Genomic DNA, 13725 nt, shown 5'->3' with positions numbered 1-13725 from the left:
CCCCTGATTAAATGCATATGCCGGCATACGTTTTTTCACACCGTCTGGTGGTTGGTATTTGTGTATTTGATCCAGGCCCCGGCCCCCGCGACGCGGGGGCCGGGGCTTTCCCGTACGCCGGGTCAGCGGGCCGCGGTCGGGGCCGGGCCCTGTGCGAGGCGGCCGTCGGCCATGGTGGCCGTACGGTCCATGCGGTCCAGGTGGGCGTAATCGTGGGTGACCAGCACGGTCGCGGTGGAGCGCTCCCGGGTGAGGTTCACGAGGAGGTCGAGCACGGCCGCGCCGCGCTCGTGGTCCAGGGCGCTGGTCGGCTCGTCGACCAGCAGCACCGAGGGCTCGTTCATCAGGGCCCGGGCGATGTTGACGCGCTGGCGCTGGCCTCCGGAGAGCTGGTGGGGCCGCTTGTCGGCCTTGTCGGCCAGGCCCACCGCGTCGAGCAGCTCCAGGGCCCGGCGGCGCAGCCGCGCGTCGGGCCGGCCCGACAGGTGGGCCATCACCTGGAGCTGTTCGGCGGCGGTGAGCGAGGCCAGCAGGTTGGGCTGCTGGAAGACGATGCCGATCTCCTCGCGGCGCAGCGCGGACTTCTCGGCGGCGCTCAGCCGGGCGGTGTCGCGGCCCGCGACGACCACCCGGCCCGCCTCCGGGGTGACCAGCGTGGCGGCGACCGCCAGCAGGCTGGACTTGCCCGAGCCCGACGGGCCGATGACGGCGGTCAGCGTGCCGGCCGGCACGTCCAGGGTGACCGCGTCCAGGGCGGTGAGCCGCCCGTCGCCGTCGGGGTAGGTGAGCGTGACGTCGTGGACGAGCAGGGTCATCGGACGCTCCCGAGGGCGGTCAGCGGGTCCACGGCTGTGATCCGCCGGATGGACAGGGCGGCGCCCAGTGCGCCGAGCGCGATCATGATCGCGGCGGGGACCAGCACGGTGGCCGCGTCGAGCACGAAGGGCACGTCGCCGCCGCTGACCAGCGCCCCGAGACCGGCGGCGAGGGCCGTGCCGAGCCCCGTGCCGACGACGAGCATGACCACGGCCTGGCCGAGGGCGTCCTTGAGGAGGTACGGCGTCGAGGCACCCAGTGCCTTCAGGACGGCGATGTCGCCGCTGCGCTGGATCGTCCACACGGTGAAGAAGGCGCCTATGACGAGGGCGGAGATGGCGAAGAGGAAACCGCGCATCAGCTGGAGAGAGCCGTTCTCCGAACTGTAGGAGCCGATCGCGCCCAGCGCGTCGTCGACGCTCTGCGTCCGGGTCCCGGCCGCCCGGTCGGCGGCGGCGGTGACCGCGCCGTCCGCGTCCAGGGCGATGACGGTGGCGAGCGTGTCGAGGGAGGTGCCCGGGTTCCCGACGCGCTGCCAGTCGTTGAGGTCCGTCCAGACGACGGGGGTGTGGCTGAAGGCGGCGGTGCCGGAGACGGCCGCGACGGTCAGTTCGAGTTGGCCGATCCTGAGCCTGCCCCCGGCGGTGAGGCCGCCGAGCTCCTTCGCGGCCTTCTGCGTCAGCACCACCCGGCCCTGGGCGAGGCCGGAGCCCCGGGGTGCGAGCGGGCCGCCCGGCTCGACGCCGAAGACGGAGACGGCGGCGGTGCGCTCACCGGAGACGGCGTTGGTGGTGCGGATGCCGACCGGTTCGGCCGACTTCACCCCGGGGCGCGCGCGCCAGGCCAGCCAGGCCTTCTCCGGTATCTGGGAGTTGGTGAACGAGACCTTCTGGCCGCCGGGGGGCGCGGCGAAGGACAGGTGGGAGGCGGGCAGTCCCGTGACGGCCGAGACGTTCTCCCGGGCCAGGCCGGAGGTGAGCCCGGACAGCAGGCCGACCAGCAGCGTGATCAGCAGGACCACCGAGCCCATGAGGGCGAACCGGCCCTTGGCGAACCGTAGATCTCTCCATGCGACGAACATGTCCCCCACCTTGGTGTTCCGCGTGGGCACGGGGCATCGCGCCGCAGTAGTGATCCTCGTATCGAAGGGACCACCGAGACATCAATCCTTCGGTTGACCGGGGCCCGCGGGCGCCCGCTTACGCTGGTCGGGCCATGCCTGCTCCGGAACCCCGCCTCCTGACCCCCGTCTCCCGCGTCCTGCGGCTGTGCCTGCACGCGCTGCTCCTCGGGCTGCTCGCGCTGGCCGCCGGCCGCGCCCTCGCCGACTCCTCGCCCCGGGCCGGGTGGGTGCTCGCCGGGTGCGCACTGCTCGCCGCCGTGTACGCGGCCGGCGTACGGGCGCCCGTGGTGCACCGCTCGCCCCGGGCCGGGGCGCTCTGGCTGACCGGCCTGGGCGCGGCCTGGGCGGCGCTGCTCGCGGTCTCCCCCGACGGCCTGTGGATCGCCTTCCCGCTGTACTTCCTGGAGCTCCACCTGCTGCGGCTGCGCTGGGGCGTGGCGGCCGTCGCGGCGACCGCCTGCGCCGCCATCGGCGGGTTCCTCGCGCACAGCAGCGCCGCCTCCCCCGGCGCGTTCCTCGGACCGCTGCTGGGCGGGGCCGTGGCGGTGGCGACCGTACTGGGCTACCAGGCGCTGTACCGCGAGAGCGAGCGGCGCCGCGAGCTGATCGAGGAGCTCATCACGACCCGGGCCGAGCTCGCCGCGGCCGAGCGGGGCGCCGGGATCCTGGCCGAGCGGGAGCGCCTGGCACGGGAGATCCACGACACCCTCGCGCAGGGGCTCTCCTCGATCCAGCTGCTGCTGCGGGCGGCCGAGCGGGCCCTCGGCGAGGGGCGGACCGGGGCGGCCGCCACGAGCGGGACGGCCGGGCCCGGCGCGAGCGGAGCCGTGGGCGCCGCCGGACCCGGGGCGCCCGTCCCGCGGGCCCGCGGGACGGCGGCGCACGCCGGCGCCGCCGACGCGGCGCACACGGCGGCTCTGGCGCACATCGCCCGGGCCCGTGAGGCGGCTCAGGAGAACCTGGCGGAGGCGCGCAGCTTCGTACGGGCCCTCACGCCGCCGGACCTGGAGCACGGGTCCCTCGCGGCGGCCCTGGAGCGGCTGTGCGCGGGGGCTCCGGGGCCCCGGGTGCGGTTCTCCCTGAGCGGTACGCCGCGCGTGCTGCCGACCCCGTACGAGGTCGCCCTGCTGCGGATCGCCCAGTCGGCGCTGGCCAACGTCGTGCGGCACGCCCGCGCCGGCCGCGCCGAGATCACCCTGACCTTCATGGACACCTCGGTCACGCTGGACGTCGTGGACGACGGGCGGGGCTTCGAGCCCTCCTCGGCCGCGACCCCGGGAGACGGCGGCTTCGGGCTGCCGGCGATGCGCTCGCGGGCCGAGACGCTCGGCGGGCTGTTCACCGTGGAGTCCGGCCCCGGCCAGGGCACCGCCGTGGCCGTCACCCTGCCCCTGCCCGCGGAGGTCCTGCGATGACGATCCGGCTGCTGCTGGCCGACGACCACCCGGTGGTGCGGGCCGGGCTGCGCGCGGTGCTGGACACCGAGCCGGGCTTCGCCGTCGTCGCCGAGGCCGCGACCGCCGAGCGGGCGGTGGAGCTGGCGGCGGACACCCCCGTCGACGTGGTCCTGATGGACCTCCAGTTCGGCCCCGGCATGCACGGCTCGGCGGCCACCGCCCTGATCACGGCCCGGCCGGGGGCGCCCCGGGTGCTCGTCCTGACCACGTACGACACGGACGCCGACATCCTGGCGGCGGTGGAGGCCGGGGCCTCGGGCTACCTGCTCAAGGACGCCCCGCCGGAGGAACTGGCGGCGGCCGTGCGCACCGCCGCCGCTGGCCAGTCGGCGCTGGCTCCCGCGGTGGCGCTGCGCCTGATGGACCGGATGCGGACCCCGGCGGAGGCGCTGACGAAGCGGGAGCTGGAGGTGCTCCAGCTGGTCGCGGACGGCCTGTCGAACCAGCAGATCTCCAGGAAGCTCTTCCTCAGCCAGGCCACCGTCAAGTCCCATCTGGTGCACGTCTACGCCAAGCTCGGCGTGGACTCCCGCACCTCGGCGGTGGCGGCGGCGGGCAGCCGCCGGCTGATCCGCACCCCGTAGGTCTTCCGCACGGGTCCGTGTCCGCAGGGGGGGCCGGCAGCAGGGCGGAGGTGGCCCTGATGTTCCGTCCGGCGGCGAACGCGTACTTCCGCGGGCGGCCGCAGGACCGGGGGCAGTACCGGTGGGGGCCGGCGGGGCGGTCACGCCACCCAGTGCGGGCGGTCCACCGCCGAGGGGAGCGGGACCCCGTCGTGGAACGCGCTCGCGAGGCGGCGCACGCCCTCGTCCAGACGGTCGGCGGGGAGCGTGTACGGAATGCGCAGCCGGTGTTCGAAGGTGCCCGGGTCCACGCCGAAGCGGGCGCCCCGGCCGAGGTGGACCCCGGCCGCCGCGGCCCGCTCGGCGAGGGCGGAACTGACCGGTTCGCCCAGGTCGACCCAGAGCGAGAGCCCGCCCGGCGGCAGCTGCCACGACCACTCCGGGGTGTGCCGCTGGAGCGACCGCACCAGCGCCTCGCGCTGGATCCGCAGCTGCGCCAGGCGGGCGGGCAGGGACCGGTCCAGGCCCGCGATCAGCGGGAGCGCGATGAGCTGGTCGAGGACCGAGCCGGTCATGTCGGCCGCGACCTTGACGGCGGTCAGCTCGGTGACCATCCGGGCGGTGGCCCGGATCCAGCCCGCCCGGAGCCCGCCCCAGTGGGTCTTGCTGAGCGAGCCGATGGTGATCACGTGGTCGGCGCCGCCCCGCGGGGCGAGCGAGGCGAACGGCGCGGGTGCGGGAACGTCCAGCGCGATGTCGGAGATGGTCTCGTCCACCACCAGCCACGTCCCGGTGGCCCGGGTGGCCGCGAGCAGCCGCAGCCGCTGCTCCGGGGGCATCAGGGCGCCCGTCGGGTTCTGGAAGTCGGGAATGGTGTACGCCAGCCGCGGCACGGTCTGGCGCAGGGTGGACTCGGCGATCTCCATGTCCCAGCCCGCGTCCGACACGGCGATGGACCCGGTCCGCAGCCGCGCGTGGCGCAGGGCGTCGAGGGCGTTGGCGTACGTCGGGCTCTCGGTCAGGACCCGGTCGCCCGGCCGGCAGAGCAGGCTGACGACCAGCGAGAAGGCCTGTTGCGCCCCGGCGGTGACCAGGATCTGCTCGGGCCGGGTGGGCAGGCCGCGCCGGGTGAACCGCTCGGCGACCGCCGCCCGCAGGTCGGGCAGGCCGAACGGGTGGTAGCCGGGGGTGCGGGCCACAGCCGGGAGCCGGGGCGCGGCCCAGGCCAGTGCGTCGGTGAGGGCGCCCTCGGGGGCTCCCATGGCGGCGATGGCCAGGTCGATGCCCGGGTCGCCGTCAGTGCCGTGGCCGCCCGCTCCGAGGAGGGCGTGGGCGCCGACCGGGGCGTGGCCCTCGGGAAGTTCGGTCCAGGTTCCGGAGCCGCGCCGGCTGCGGACGTAGCCGCTCTCGCGCAGAAGGTCGTAGGCGCCGGTGACGGTGGCCCGGCTGGCGCCGACCGCCTCGGCGAGCTCGCGTTCGGCCGGCAGCCGTACGTGCAGGGCGACGCGGCCGTCGAGGACGAGGGTGCGCAGGGCGTCGGCGAGGGCCCGGTAGCCGGGGCGGGCCAGGACCTCGGGCGGCAGCAGGGCCGCCAGCTGGCGGCTGCCGATCGTTCTGTCCGCGGTGTGGACCACTCGGCCGTATCCCATGCCAACCTCCCCCGATTGGCTCTGCCGGCCAGGCCAATCGAGGACCAGACTCGCCTTATTGGCCCTGAATTGGCAAGGAGAAGCCGAAATGCTGACCGACCGTGACGAGCGCGCCCTGCTGACCGCCGGTGAGAACCGGATCTCCGAGCCGCTGCGGATCGGGGCCGCGCTGGCGGCCGTACGCCGCGTCCTGGCCGGGGCGCGGACGCGGACCGGCCCGGCGGGCGCCCCGGCCCGGGGGGACGCTCCGCCGCAGGAGCGAGAATCGGTGCCATGTCATCCCACGTCCCGCCCCGCGCACCGCACCCCGCCCCGTCCGGACCCGGCTCGCCCGTGATCGCGGGCCTGCTGCTCGCGGCCGGGGGCGGCCGCCGGCTCGGCGGCCGGCCCAAGGCCCTGCTGACCTACCGCGGCCGCCCGTTGGTCGAGAACGCCGTACGGGTGCTGCGCGAGGCGGGCTGCGGTCCGGTGCACGTGGTGCTCGGCGCCTCGGGGGCCGAGGTCCGCGAGCGCGCGGACCTGGCCGGCTGCACCCTCGTGGACAACCCGGACTGGGAGCGGGGCATGGGCTCCTCGCTCCGGGTCGGGCTCGCCTCGCTGGCCGGCACGGGGGCCGCCGCGGCCCTGGTCTCGCTGGTGGACCAGCCGGGCATCGGTTCCGCGGCCGTGGCCCGGGTCCTGGCGTCCTACCGCTCCCCCGCGAGCCTGGCTGCCGCGGCGTACGACGGCGAGCGCGGCCACCCCGTGCTGTTCGGCGCGGACCACTGGGCGGACATCGCGGTGACGGCGACGGGCGACCGGGGCGCGCGGGTCCATCTGGCGCAACACGCGGACGATCTTGTCCTGGTGGAGTGCGCGGACATCGCGGAGGCCTACGACATCGACACGCCTCCCGACCTGGCACGTCTCCTCTGAGCAGGGTGTGACGGCGATGGCACTGAGGGCCACGGGTAAGCGGAATCTGTCGACTCAGAGAATCTCGACATCAACAAACCATTGAACTTCCACCATGAGGAAATTACTATCCACTGGTCAGAAGCGCCCTGAACCCCCATACGGCGCCCGCGACCGTAATCCGGAACTCTCCACACCCGACGGCACTGCGTGCCGTCTTGCGCGAGCATTCCCCGCGGCCGCCAGGCACCGCCGCTGAAGGAGTGACAGATATGTCCGCACCAGCGCCGTCTCCGCTGGCCATCGTCGACGCCGAGCCCCTGCCCCGGCAGGACGAGGTCCTCACCGAAGCGGCCCTCGCCTTCGTGGCCGAGCTCCACCGGCGGTTCGCCCCCCGCCGCGCCGAGCTCCTCGCCCTCCGCGGCGAGCGCCGCGCCGAGATCGCCCGGACCTCCACCCTCGACTTCCTCGCCGACACCGCACAGGTCCGCGAGGGTGACTGGAAGGTGGCGCCGGCCCCGCCCGCGCTGAACGACCGCCGCGTGGAGATCACCGGTCCCACGGACCGCAAGATGACCATCAACGCCCTGAACTCGGGCGCCAAGGTCTGGCTCGCGGACTTCGAGGACGCCTCCGCCCCCACCTGGGAGAACGTCGTCCTCGGCCAGCTCAACCTGATCGACGCCTACGAGCGCCGCATCGACTTCACGGACCCGCGCACCGGCAAGGCGTACGCCCTGAAGTCCGCCGACCAGCTCGCGACCGTCGTGATGCGTCCGCGCGGCTGGCACCTCCAGGAGCGCCACCTGCAGTTCGAGGGCGCCGCCGCGTCGGGCTCGCTCGTCGACTTCGGCCTGTACTTCTTCCACAACGCGCAGCGCCTGATCGACCTCGGCAAGGGCCCGTACTTCTACCTGCCGAAGACGGAGTCGCACCTGGAGGCGCGCCTCTGGAACGAGATCTTCGTCTTCGCGCAGGACTACGTGGGCATCCCGCAGGGCACCGTCCGCGCCACCGTCCTCATCGAGACGATCACCGCCGCGTACGAGATGGAGGAGATCCTCTACGAGCTGCGCGACCACGCGGCCGGCCTGAACGCGGGCCGCTGGGACTACCTTTTCTCCATCGTGAAGAACTTCCGTGACGGCGGGGAGAAGTTCGTCCTGCCGGACCGCAACGCGGTGACGATGACGGCCCCGTTCATGCGGGCGTACACCGAACTGCTGGTGCGCACCTGCCACAAGCGCGGCGCCCACGCCATCGGCGGCATGGCGGCCTTCATCCCGTCCCGCAAGGATGCCGAGGCCAACAAGCTCGCCTTCGACAAGGTCAAGGCGGACAAGGACCGCGAGGCGGGCGACGGCTTCGACGGCTCCTGGGTCGCCCACCCCGACCTGGTCCCGATCGCCATGGCCTCCTTCGACGCGGTGCTCGGCGAGAAGCCGAACCAGAAGGACCGCCTGCGCGAGGACGTCTCGGTGGCCCCGGGCGAGCTCATCGCGATCGACTCCCTGGACGCCCGTCCCACGTACGACGGTCTGCGCAACGCCGTCCAGGTCGGCATCCGCTACATCGAGGCCTGGCTGCGCGGCCTGGGCGCCGTCGGCATCTTCGGCCTGATGGAGGACGCCGCCACCGCGGAGATCTCCCGCTCGCAGATCTGGCAGTGGATCAACGCCGGCGTCGTCTTCGAGAACGGCAGGACTGCCACCGCGGAGCTGACCCGCGAGATCGCGGCAGCCGAACTGGCCGCCATCCGCGCCGAGGTCGGCGAGGAGGCCTTCACCACGGGCAAGTGGCAGCAGGCCCACGACCTGCTCCTGCAGGTCTCCCTGGACGCGGACTACGCGGACTTCCTCACCCTGCCCGCCTACGACCAGCTGGTCGGCTGAGCAACCGGTTTCGGCTGAACGCACAGCGGCCGAACCCGGCCGACTCCGCCCCCGTCGCCTCCCGGCACGGGGGCGGAGCCGTGTACGCGGCGGCCGCGCCGGGTCACACGGCGTACTCCGACAGCGAGTTGGCGAGGAAGCCGCGCAGGGCGTCGGCGGTGTGGAACACGCGCAGGCCGTGGGCCTCCAGCCCGGCCTGCACCGCGAGGGTCGGGTCCACGACGAGCACGACCGGGGTGCCGACCTCGCCGTGCAGCCCCAGCGGCCAGTAGGCGGCGGCCACGGTGATCGGCGCGCCGGTGTGCGGGTCGGTGACCTCGGCATCGAGCTCGGGCGCCGCCAGGCCCGCCTCTCGGACGGCCGCCAGCAGGCGGGAGAGCCCGGGCACTTCGTCCACGTCGGGACCGGGGTCGAAGGCGGCCGGGGCGGAAACGGCGACGCCGTGCTTCCACGGTCCCAGGCCCATGGGCGAGGGACCGTCGTGGAGGGCGTCGAGGAACCGGTTGGCGGCGTCGGCCAGCAGCACCCTGCGCGCCTCGAGGAAGGCGGGGTAGTTCTCGGTCCGCCACAGCTCGCGGTCCGTCGGGATCCACTGCGAGGCCAGCGCTCCGGGCATCCGGTCCTCGATCTCGCCCAGGTACTCCGCGGCATCCTTCGCCCCGATCCGCAGGTTGCTCCCCTGGGTCAGGAAGCAGAAGTTCGCGACCGCGTTGACCTGGTCGCGCGAGTAGCCGTACTTGTACAGACGCGCCTTGGGGAAGATGTGGTGCACCTGGAGCGAGCTCAGACGGCCCAGCATGTTGTCCCGGAGCGGCACCCCGCTCAGGAAGTCCTGGGCGCCGTGGACCCGGGTCAGCATGTACAGCAGCGGGTAGAACCGCGCGCCCATGCTCGACCCCGTGACGTCGTCGGGGCGGATGTGGAGGCTTCCGCGGCTGCGCCGCAGGACCGAGACGAGGTGGTCCACGCCGCCGGCGTCCAGGGCCTTCAGGTCCTGGTTGAGGGCGGTTTCGGTGGCGCCGGTGTGGCGGCCCCACAGGAAGCCGTGCACGTACCAGTAGAAGAGGCGGTCGCGGGTCATGGCGTCCGGGAAGGCCCCGGCGTTGCCGTTGAGCAGTCTGGCCATGACGGGGAAGGCGAAGCGTCCGCTGAGGACGCGCCCGTGGTCGAGGCCGAGCCGGCCGCCGAGGGCGTCGAGCAGGTGGGAGACGGCGTCGATGGTGCTCACGAGTCCGGTCCTGAACTCGTCGACCGTCACGTCGGCCAGCTTGGAGAACTGTGCTTCGCCGAGGACGACGGCGTTCACGTTGCGCAACAGCCAGTCGAGCTTGAAGTCGAACCCCGCCGCAGACCAGTCGGCCAGGGCGCCGTTCATCGTCGGGCGGGCGTCGGGCCAGGCCGCGCAGATCGCGGCGAGGGCCAGGTCACCCTTGGAGAGCTTGGTGCCGCCCGAGTTGACCCGGTTGAAGATCTCGACGACGACGTCCACCGTCTTGTCCGCACCGGTGACCTCGTCGATGTGCACGGCGCGGTCCTTGATCTGAAGGATCCGGCTGAGACGGGCGAAGTGCAGCTCCTGGGCACTGTGGTCCGCGCCCGTGGCCTGGACGATCCCGAACAGCCGGCCGGGCCCCTCCTTGAAGAGCCGGGTCACGTCCACCCAGAGCGGGTTGTCCTTCATCTTGCCCGGCGCGTAGAACTCGAAGGCCTCGGTGTCCAGGTGGAAGTGGAGACCGGCCAGGGTGTCCGCCTTCCCCTCGAAGAACCTCGGGGGAGCGCCACGCGTCACGGCGTACAGGGTGGTGATCCGCTGCTGGCCGTCGAGGAGGAGCTGGATCGTGCCGTCCTTGCCCGGCGAGCCGCCCCGGGTGTCGGCCGTCTCGGCCTTCGTGTGCCAGGTCAGCAGCCCGCCGATGGGGTAGTCGCGGTAGAGCGACTGGAAGAATCCCCGCACCTGGTCCCGGGTCCACACGTAACCGCGCTGGAATTCGGGAAGGGCGATGTCGCCCGATTCCACCTTGTCCAGCACCTGGGAAATCTGCACAGCCCCGCCTCCCGCACCTGGCGGAACCCACCACCAGTCAGTCCATGATCGAACGAACCCAGCAAAGCACGCAGGGAGGGCAACCGGTGCCTCCTTGGCCGGGATCCACCACGACGGGGTGCGGCGGGACCATGATCCGCCCCGAACGAACGGTCGGGCGTTACGGCATCGTAATCTGCGGCTACCTAGCGGTAACAAGGCGCGGCGTGTCACCTTTCCGGTTGCCACCGGCCGGCGGTTTCCCCCACTTACGCAGCCATGCACCGGAGTTGTTCCCGGCTTCGCCATGGCCGACCGCAGGAGTTCCGCAGTGATCGGATTCCGCAACGCCAGCAAGGACCGGGCCGGCAGCCGTGTGCGACGGCTCGCCGGGGCCGGGTTGGTCCTCCCGCTCGCCGTCAGCGCCCTGCTGGCCGGCGGAGCGGGGACCTCGGCCGCCAGTCCCGGTGACGGACCCACCGCCGTGGTGTCCATGGGCGACAGCTACATCTCCGGCGAGGCGGGCCGCTGGAAGGGCAACAGCCTTACCAACAGCGGCAACCGGGCCGGAACGGACCGGGCCTGGATCAGCGGCGGCACGTACGACCCCGGCAAGGTGTACGGGACCACGGCGGGCGGGTGCCACCGGTCCGACTCGGCCGAAGTGCGCAGCGCCGGTCCGATCGCCGACGTCGCCGTCAACCTGGCCTGTTCCGGAGCCACTTCGGAGAACGTGTTCCGCGCCTCCAACGGCGGCGTCGCCTTCAGGGGCGAGGCTCCGCAGGCCGACCAGCTCGCAGCCGTGGCCGCGGCCAACGACGTGAAGATCATCGCCCTGTCCATCGGCGGCAACGACCTGGGCTTCGCCGACATCATCAAGAACTGTGCGTACGACTTCATCATCTGGAACTCCTACTGCCACGACGACCAGCAGTACGGCGTGGACCAGAAGATCGACCGGGTCATGGCGGACGTCGGCAAGTCCGTCGACGAGGTGCGGGCGGTGATGCGCGCGGCCGGGTACGCCGACGCCTCGTACCGCATCGTCCTGCAGTCCTACCCGTCCCCGATCCCGCGCGGGGCGGAGAACCGGTACACGCAGAGCGACTGGAGCCGGCTGAACACCGGCGGCTGCCCGTTCTGGAACCGGGACTCCGACTGGGCGCGGGACTCGCTCGTCCCGCAGATCGCCCAGCGCATCAAGGGGGTGGCCGCGGCGAAGGGCGTGCAGTTCCTCGACCTCCGGGACATGCTGCAGGGGCGCGAGGTCTGCGCCAAGGCGAGCAAGCTCGTGACCACGGCCGCCCCGGCCTCGGCGAAGACCAGCGAGTGGGCCCGGTGGATCGACAGCAGTGAGACACAGGGGCTGGTCCAGGAGTCGATGCACCCGAACCACTTCGGACAGCTCGCCGCAGGGCGCTGCCTGGCCCTGGTCGTCGCCCAGCCGGCCTCCGGCGGGTTCGGCTGCAAGAACACCGCCGGAGCGGACCAGACGGGCATGTACCTGACCCCGGCCCCGTAGACCGCCGGACGGCGCGACGTACACCGCCTTCGACCCCCAAGGACGCACGTTCCAGAGGGAGTTCGACGGATCGCCCTGTACGGGTACCTGATCCGGTTCGGCGGGGTGTGCCCCCTCGGCCCTTCCGGATGCCCGGACACGGCGGGGCCCGGTCCGGAGTGACTCCGGGCCGTCCCCGGACACGGCGGTGCGCACGCCACCCCCGCAGTGGGTGGCGTGCGCACCGCCGTACGGTCCGTCCGGCGCCCCTCGGGCCGGCCGGGCCGGGTTCGGGCCCCCTCCGGTCAGTGCACCGGCACCGGTTCCGGAGCGGCGGCCCGGGCCGGGTCCTTCTTGGCACCGAGGTGGTTGAAGGCCAGGTTCAGCAGGATGGCCACCACGCAGCCGGTGCTGATGCCCGAGTCGAGGACGACCAGGAGGTCCTTCGGGAAGGCGTGGTAGAACTCCGGCGCGGCGATCGGGATCAGGCCGATGCCCACCGAGGCGGCGACGATCAGGGCGTTCTCGCCCTTCTCCATGGCCGCGCCGGCCAGGGTCTGGATGCCGCTGGCCGCCACCGACCCGAAGAGGACGATGCCCGCGCCGCCGAGGACCGGCAGCGGTACGAGCGCGATGACCGAGGCGGCCATCGGACACAGCCCCAGCAGGATCAGGATGCCGCCGCCGGCGGCGACGACGAACCGGCTGCGCACCTTCGTCATGGCGACGAGCCCGATGTTCTGGGCGAAGGCGCTGCACATGAAGCCGTTGAACAGCGGGCTGATCGCACTGCCGAGGGTGTCGGCACGCAGCCCGCCCTCGATGGTCTTCGCGTCCGCCGGCCGGCCGACGATCTTGCCCAGCGCCAGGATGTCGGCGGTGGACTCGGTCATGCAGACGAGCATGACGATGCACATCGAGATGATGGCGGCGACCTGGAACTGCGGGGCGCCGAAGTGGAACGGCGTCGGGAAGCCGACGATCGACGCGTTCTTGATCGCGTCGAAGCTCGTCATGCCGAGCGGTATCGCGATCAGCGTTCCCGCGACGAGGCCGAGCAGGATGGCGATCTGCTGGAGGAAGCCGCGGAGGAACTTGCGCATGAGCAGGACGATCACGAGGGTCGCCGCGGCCATGCCGATGTTCTTCATCGAGCCGTAGTCGGCGGCGGTGCTGTTCCCGCCCTGCGACCAGTTGAAGGCCACCGGCAGGAGCGAGACGCCGATCAGGGTGATGACCGTTCCCGTCACGACCGGCGGGAAGAAGCGGACGAGTTTGCCGAAGTAGGGGGCGGCGAAGAAGCCGAGGACCCCGGCGACGATGATCGCGCCGAAGATGACGGGGATGGCGTCGTCGCCTTCGCCCTTGCCTATCGCGATCATCGGGGTGACACCGGCGAAGGAGACGCCGTTGACGAAGGGGAGCTTCGCGCCGATCTTCCAGAACCCGAGGGTCTGGAGCAGGGTCGCGAGGCCGGCGGTGAAGAGCGAGGCGCCCATCAGGAAGGCGGTCTCGGTGGCGGAGAGACCGACGGCGGGGCCGACGATCATGGGCGGGGCGACGACACCTGCGTACATGGCGGCCACGTGCTGGAGACCGCTCGTGAACATTTTCAGCGGAGGCAGGGTCTCGTCGACCGGGTGCTTCTCCTCCGGTACTGCGACTGCGTCTTTGCGAAACCTGGGCGTTGCGGCCACGGCTTCCTCCGGTCGGGTAACACGTCGGCAGGGACGTGGGTGTCATGGAGGTGGTGCGAAAGCGGTGCGAGTCGAGCTGATTCAGTTGTGGGTGGTGTGCTTCGCGTGCT

The 13725-nt window shown here is 72.5% G+C and carries 11 protein-coding genes; 6 read left to right on the top strand and 5 right to left on the bottom strand.

Annotated elements, in window-relative coordinates; genetic code table 11:
* Positions 1 to 122: 122 nt before the first annotated feature.
* Both ACFWW8_RS34255 and ACFWW8_RS34250 read right to left on the bottom strand, forming a co-directional pair.
* On the bottom strand, positions 123 to 815 hold the full coding sequence (locus tag ACFWW8_RS34255) for an ABC transporter ATP-binding protein (protein WP_386535612.1): 693 nt from the start codon (positions 813 to 815) through the stop codon (positions 123 to 125).
* Positions 812 to 1897: an ABC transporter permease gene (locus tag ACFWW8_RS34250; protein ID WP_386535611.1), complete on the bottom strand. Its 1086-nt coding sequence runs from the start codon at positions 1895 to 1897 to the stop codon at positions 812 to 814. The genes ACFWW8_RS34255 and ACFWW8_RS34250 overlap by 4 nt, the downstream gene beginning before the upstream one ends.
* A 134-nt stretch (positions 1898 to 2031) precedes the next feature.
* Here ACFWW8_RS34250 and ACFWW8_RS34245 point away from each other — a divergent pair, with 134 nt between their 5' ends.
* Complete coding sequence (locus ACFWW8_RS34245) at positions 2032 to 3354, top strand: sensor histidine kinase (protein ID WP_386535608.1); 1323 nt, start codon at positions 2032 to 2034, stop codon at positions 3352 to 3354.
* Positions 3351 to 3980: a response regulator gene (locus ACFWW8_RS34240; RefSeq protein WP_386535605.1), complete on the top strand. Its 630-nt coding sequence runs from the start codon at positions 3351 to 3353 to the stop codon at positions 3978 to 3980. The genes ACFWW8_RS34245 and ACFWW8_RS34240 overlap by 4 nt, the downstream gene beginning before the upstream one ends.
* Positions 3981 to 4120: 140 nt before the next feature.
* Here the strand turns inward: ACFWW8_RS34240 and ACFWW8_RS34235 are convergent, their stop codons facing one another.
* Complete coding sequence (locus ACFWW8_RS34235; protein ID WP_386535602.1) at positions 4121 to 5608, bottom strand: PLP-dependent aminotransferase family protein; 1488 nt, start codon at positions 5606 to 5608, stop codon at positions 4121 to 4123.
* An 88-nt stretch (positions 5609 to 5696) separates the two neighbouring features.
* Between ACFWW8_RS34235 and ACFWW8_RS34230 the strand changes: the two genes are divergently transcribed.
* The 3 genes from ACFWW8_RS34230 (at position 5697) to aceB (ending at position 8394) form a co-directional block, all read left to right on the top strand.
* A complete protein-coding gene (locus ACFWW8_RS34230) occupies positions 5697 to 5945 on the top strand; it encodes a hypothetical protein (RefSeq protein WP_386535599.1) in 249 nt (82 codons plus the stop codon).
* Complete coding sequence (locus tag ACFWW8_RS34225; protein WP_386535596.1) at positions 5882 to 6523, top strand: NTP transferase domain-containing protein; 642 nt, start codon at positions 5882 to 5884, stop codon at positions 6521 to 6523. Before ACFWW8_RS34230 ends, ACFWW8_RS34225 begins: the two co-directional genes overlap by 64 nt.
* 251 nt (positions 6524 to 6774) lie before the next feature.
* Positions 6775 to 8394 (top strand): malate synthase A, encoded by a 1620-nt coding sequence (gene aceB / locus ACFWW8_RS34220; RefSeq protein ID WP_386535593.1) that lies wholly within the window; start codon positions 6775 to 6777, stop codon positions 8392 to 8394.
* 103 nt (positions 8395 to 8497) lie between these two features.
* On the opposite strand, the gene ACFWW8_RS34215 is transcribed toward aceB, so the two are convergent.
* Positions 8498 to 10438 (bottom strand): DUF262 domain-containing protein, encoded by a 1941-nt coding sequence (locus ACFWW8_RS34215; protein ID WP_386535590.1) that lies wholly within the window; start codon positions 10436 to 10438, stop codon positions 8498 to 8500.
* Between the two features lie 310 nt (positions 10439 to 10748).
* Here ACFWW8_RS34215 and ACFWW8_RS34210 point away from each other — a divergent pair, with 310 nt between their 5' ends.
* A complete protein-coding gene (locus tag ACFWW8_RS34210) occupies positions 10749 to 11939 on the top strand; it encodes a GDSL-type esterase/lipase family protein (RefSeq protein ID WP_386535588.1) in 1191 nt (396 codons plus the stop codon).
* 284 nt (positions 11940 to 12223) lie between these two features.
* On the opposite strand, the gene ACFWW8_RS34205 is transcribed toward ACFWW8_RS34210, so the two are convergent.
* Positions 12224 to 13615 (bottom strand): nucleobase:cation symporter-2 family protein, encoded by a 1392-nt coding sequence (locus ACFWW8_RS34205; RefSeq protein ID WP_386535585.1) that lies wholly within the window; start codon positions 13613 to 13615, stop codon positions 12224 to 12226.
* Positions 13616 to 13725: the final 110 nt, after the last annotated feature.

Source organism: Streptomyces sp. NPDC058701 (assembly GCF_042715295.1).
Lineage (GTDB): Bacteria > Actinomycetota > Actinomycetes > Streptomycetales > Streptomycetaceae > Streptomyces.
The sequence above is the reverse complement of the archived record's forward strand: the minus strand, read 5'-3'. Positions and strand labels throughout refer to the sequence as shown.

Coding starts and splice junctions, on each gene's coding strand:
- ACFWW8_RS34250 (WP_386535611.1), bottom strand. CDS start 1,897: ATGTTCGTCGCATGGAGAGATCTACGGTTCGCCAAGGGCCGGTTCGCC.
- ACFWW8_RS34245 (WP_386535608.1), top strand. CDS start 2,032: ATGCCTGCTCCGGAACCCCGCCTCCTGACCCCCGTCTCCCGCGTCCTG.
- ACFWW8_RS34240 (WP_386535605.1), top strand. CDS start 3,351: ATGACGATCCGGCTGCTGCTGGCCGACGACCACCCGGTGGTGCGGGCC.
- aceB (WP_386535593.1), top strand. CDS start 6,775: ATGTCCGCACCAGCGCCGTCTCCGCTGGCCATCGTCGACGCCGAGCCC.
- ACFWW8_RS34235 (WP_386535602.1), bottom strand. CDS start 5,608: ATGGGATACGGCCGAGTGGTCCACACCGCGGACAGAACGATCGGCAGC.
- ACFWW8_RS34225 (WP_386535596.1), top strand. CDS start 5,882: ATGTCATCCCACGTCCCGCCCCGCGCACCGCACCCCGCCCCGTCCGGA.
- ACFWW8_RS34255 (WP_386535612.1), bottom strand. CDS start 815: ATGACCCTGCTCGTCCACGACGTCACGCTCACCTACCCCGACGGCGAC.
- ACFWW8_RS34230 (WP_386535599.1), top strand. CDS start 5,697: ATGCTGACCGACCGTGACGAGCGCGCCCTGCTGACCGCCGGTGAGAAC.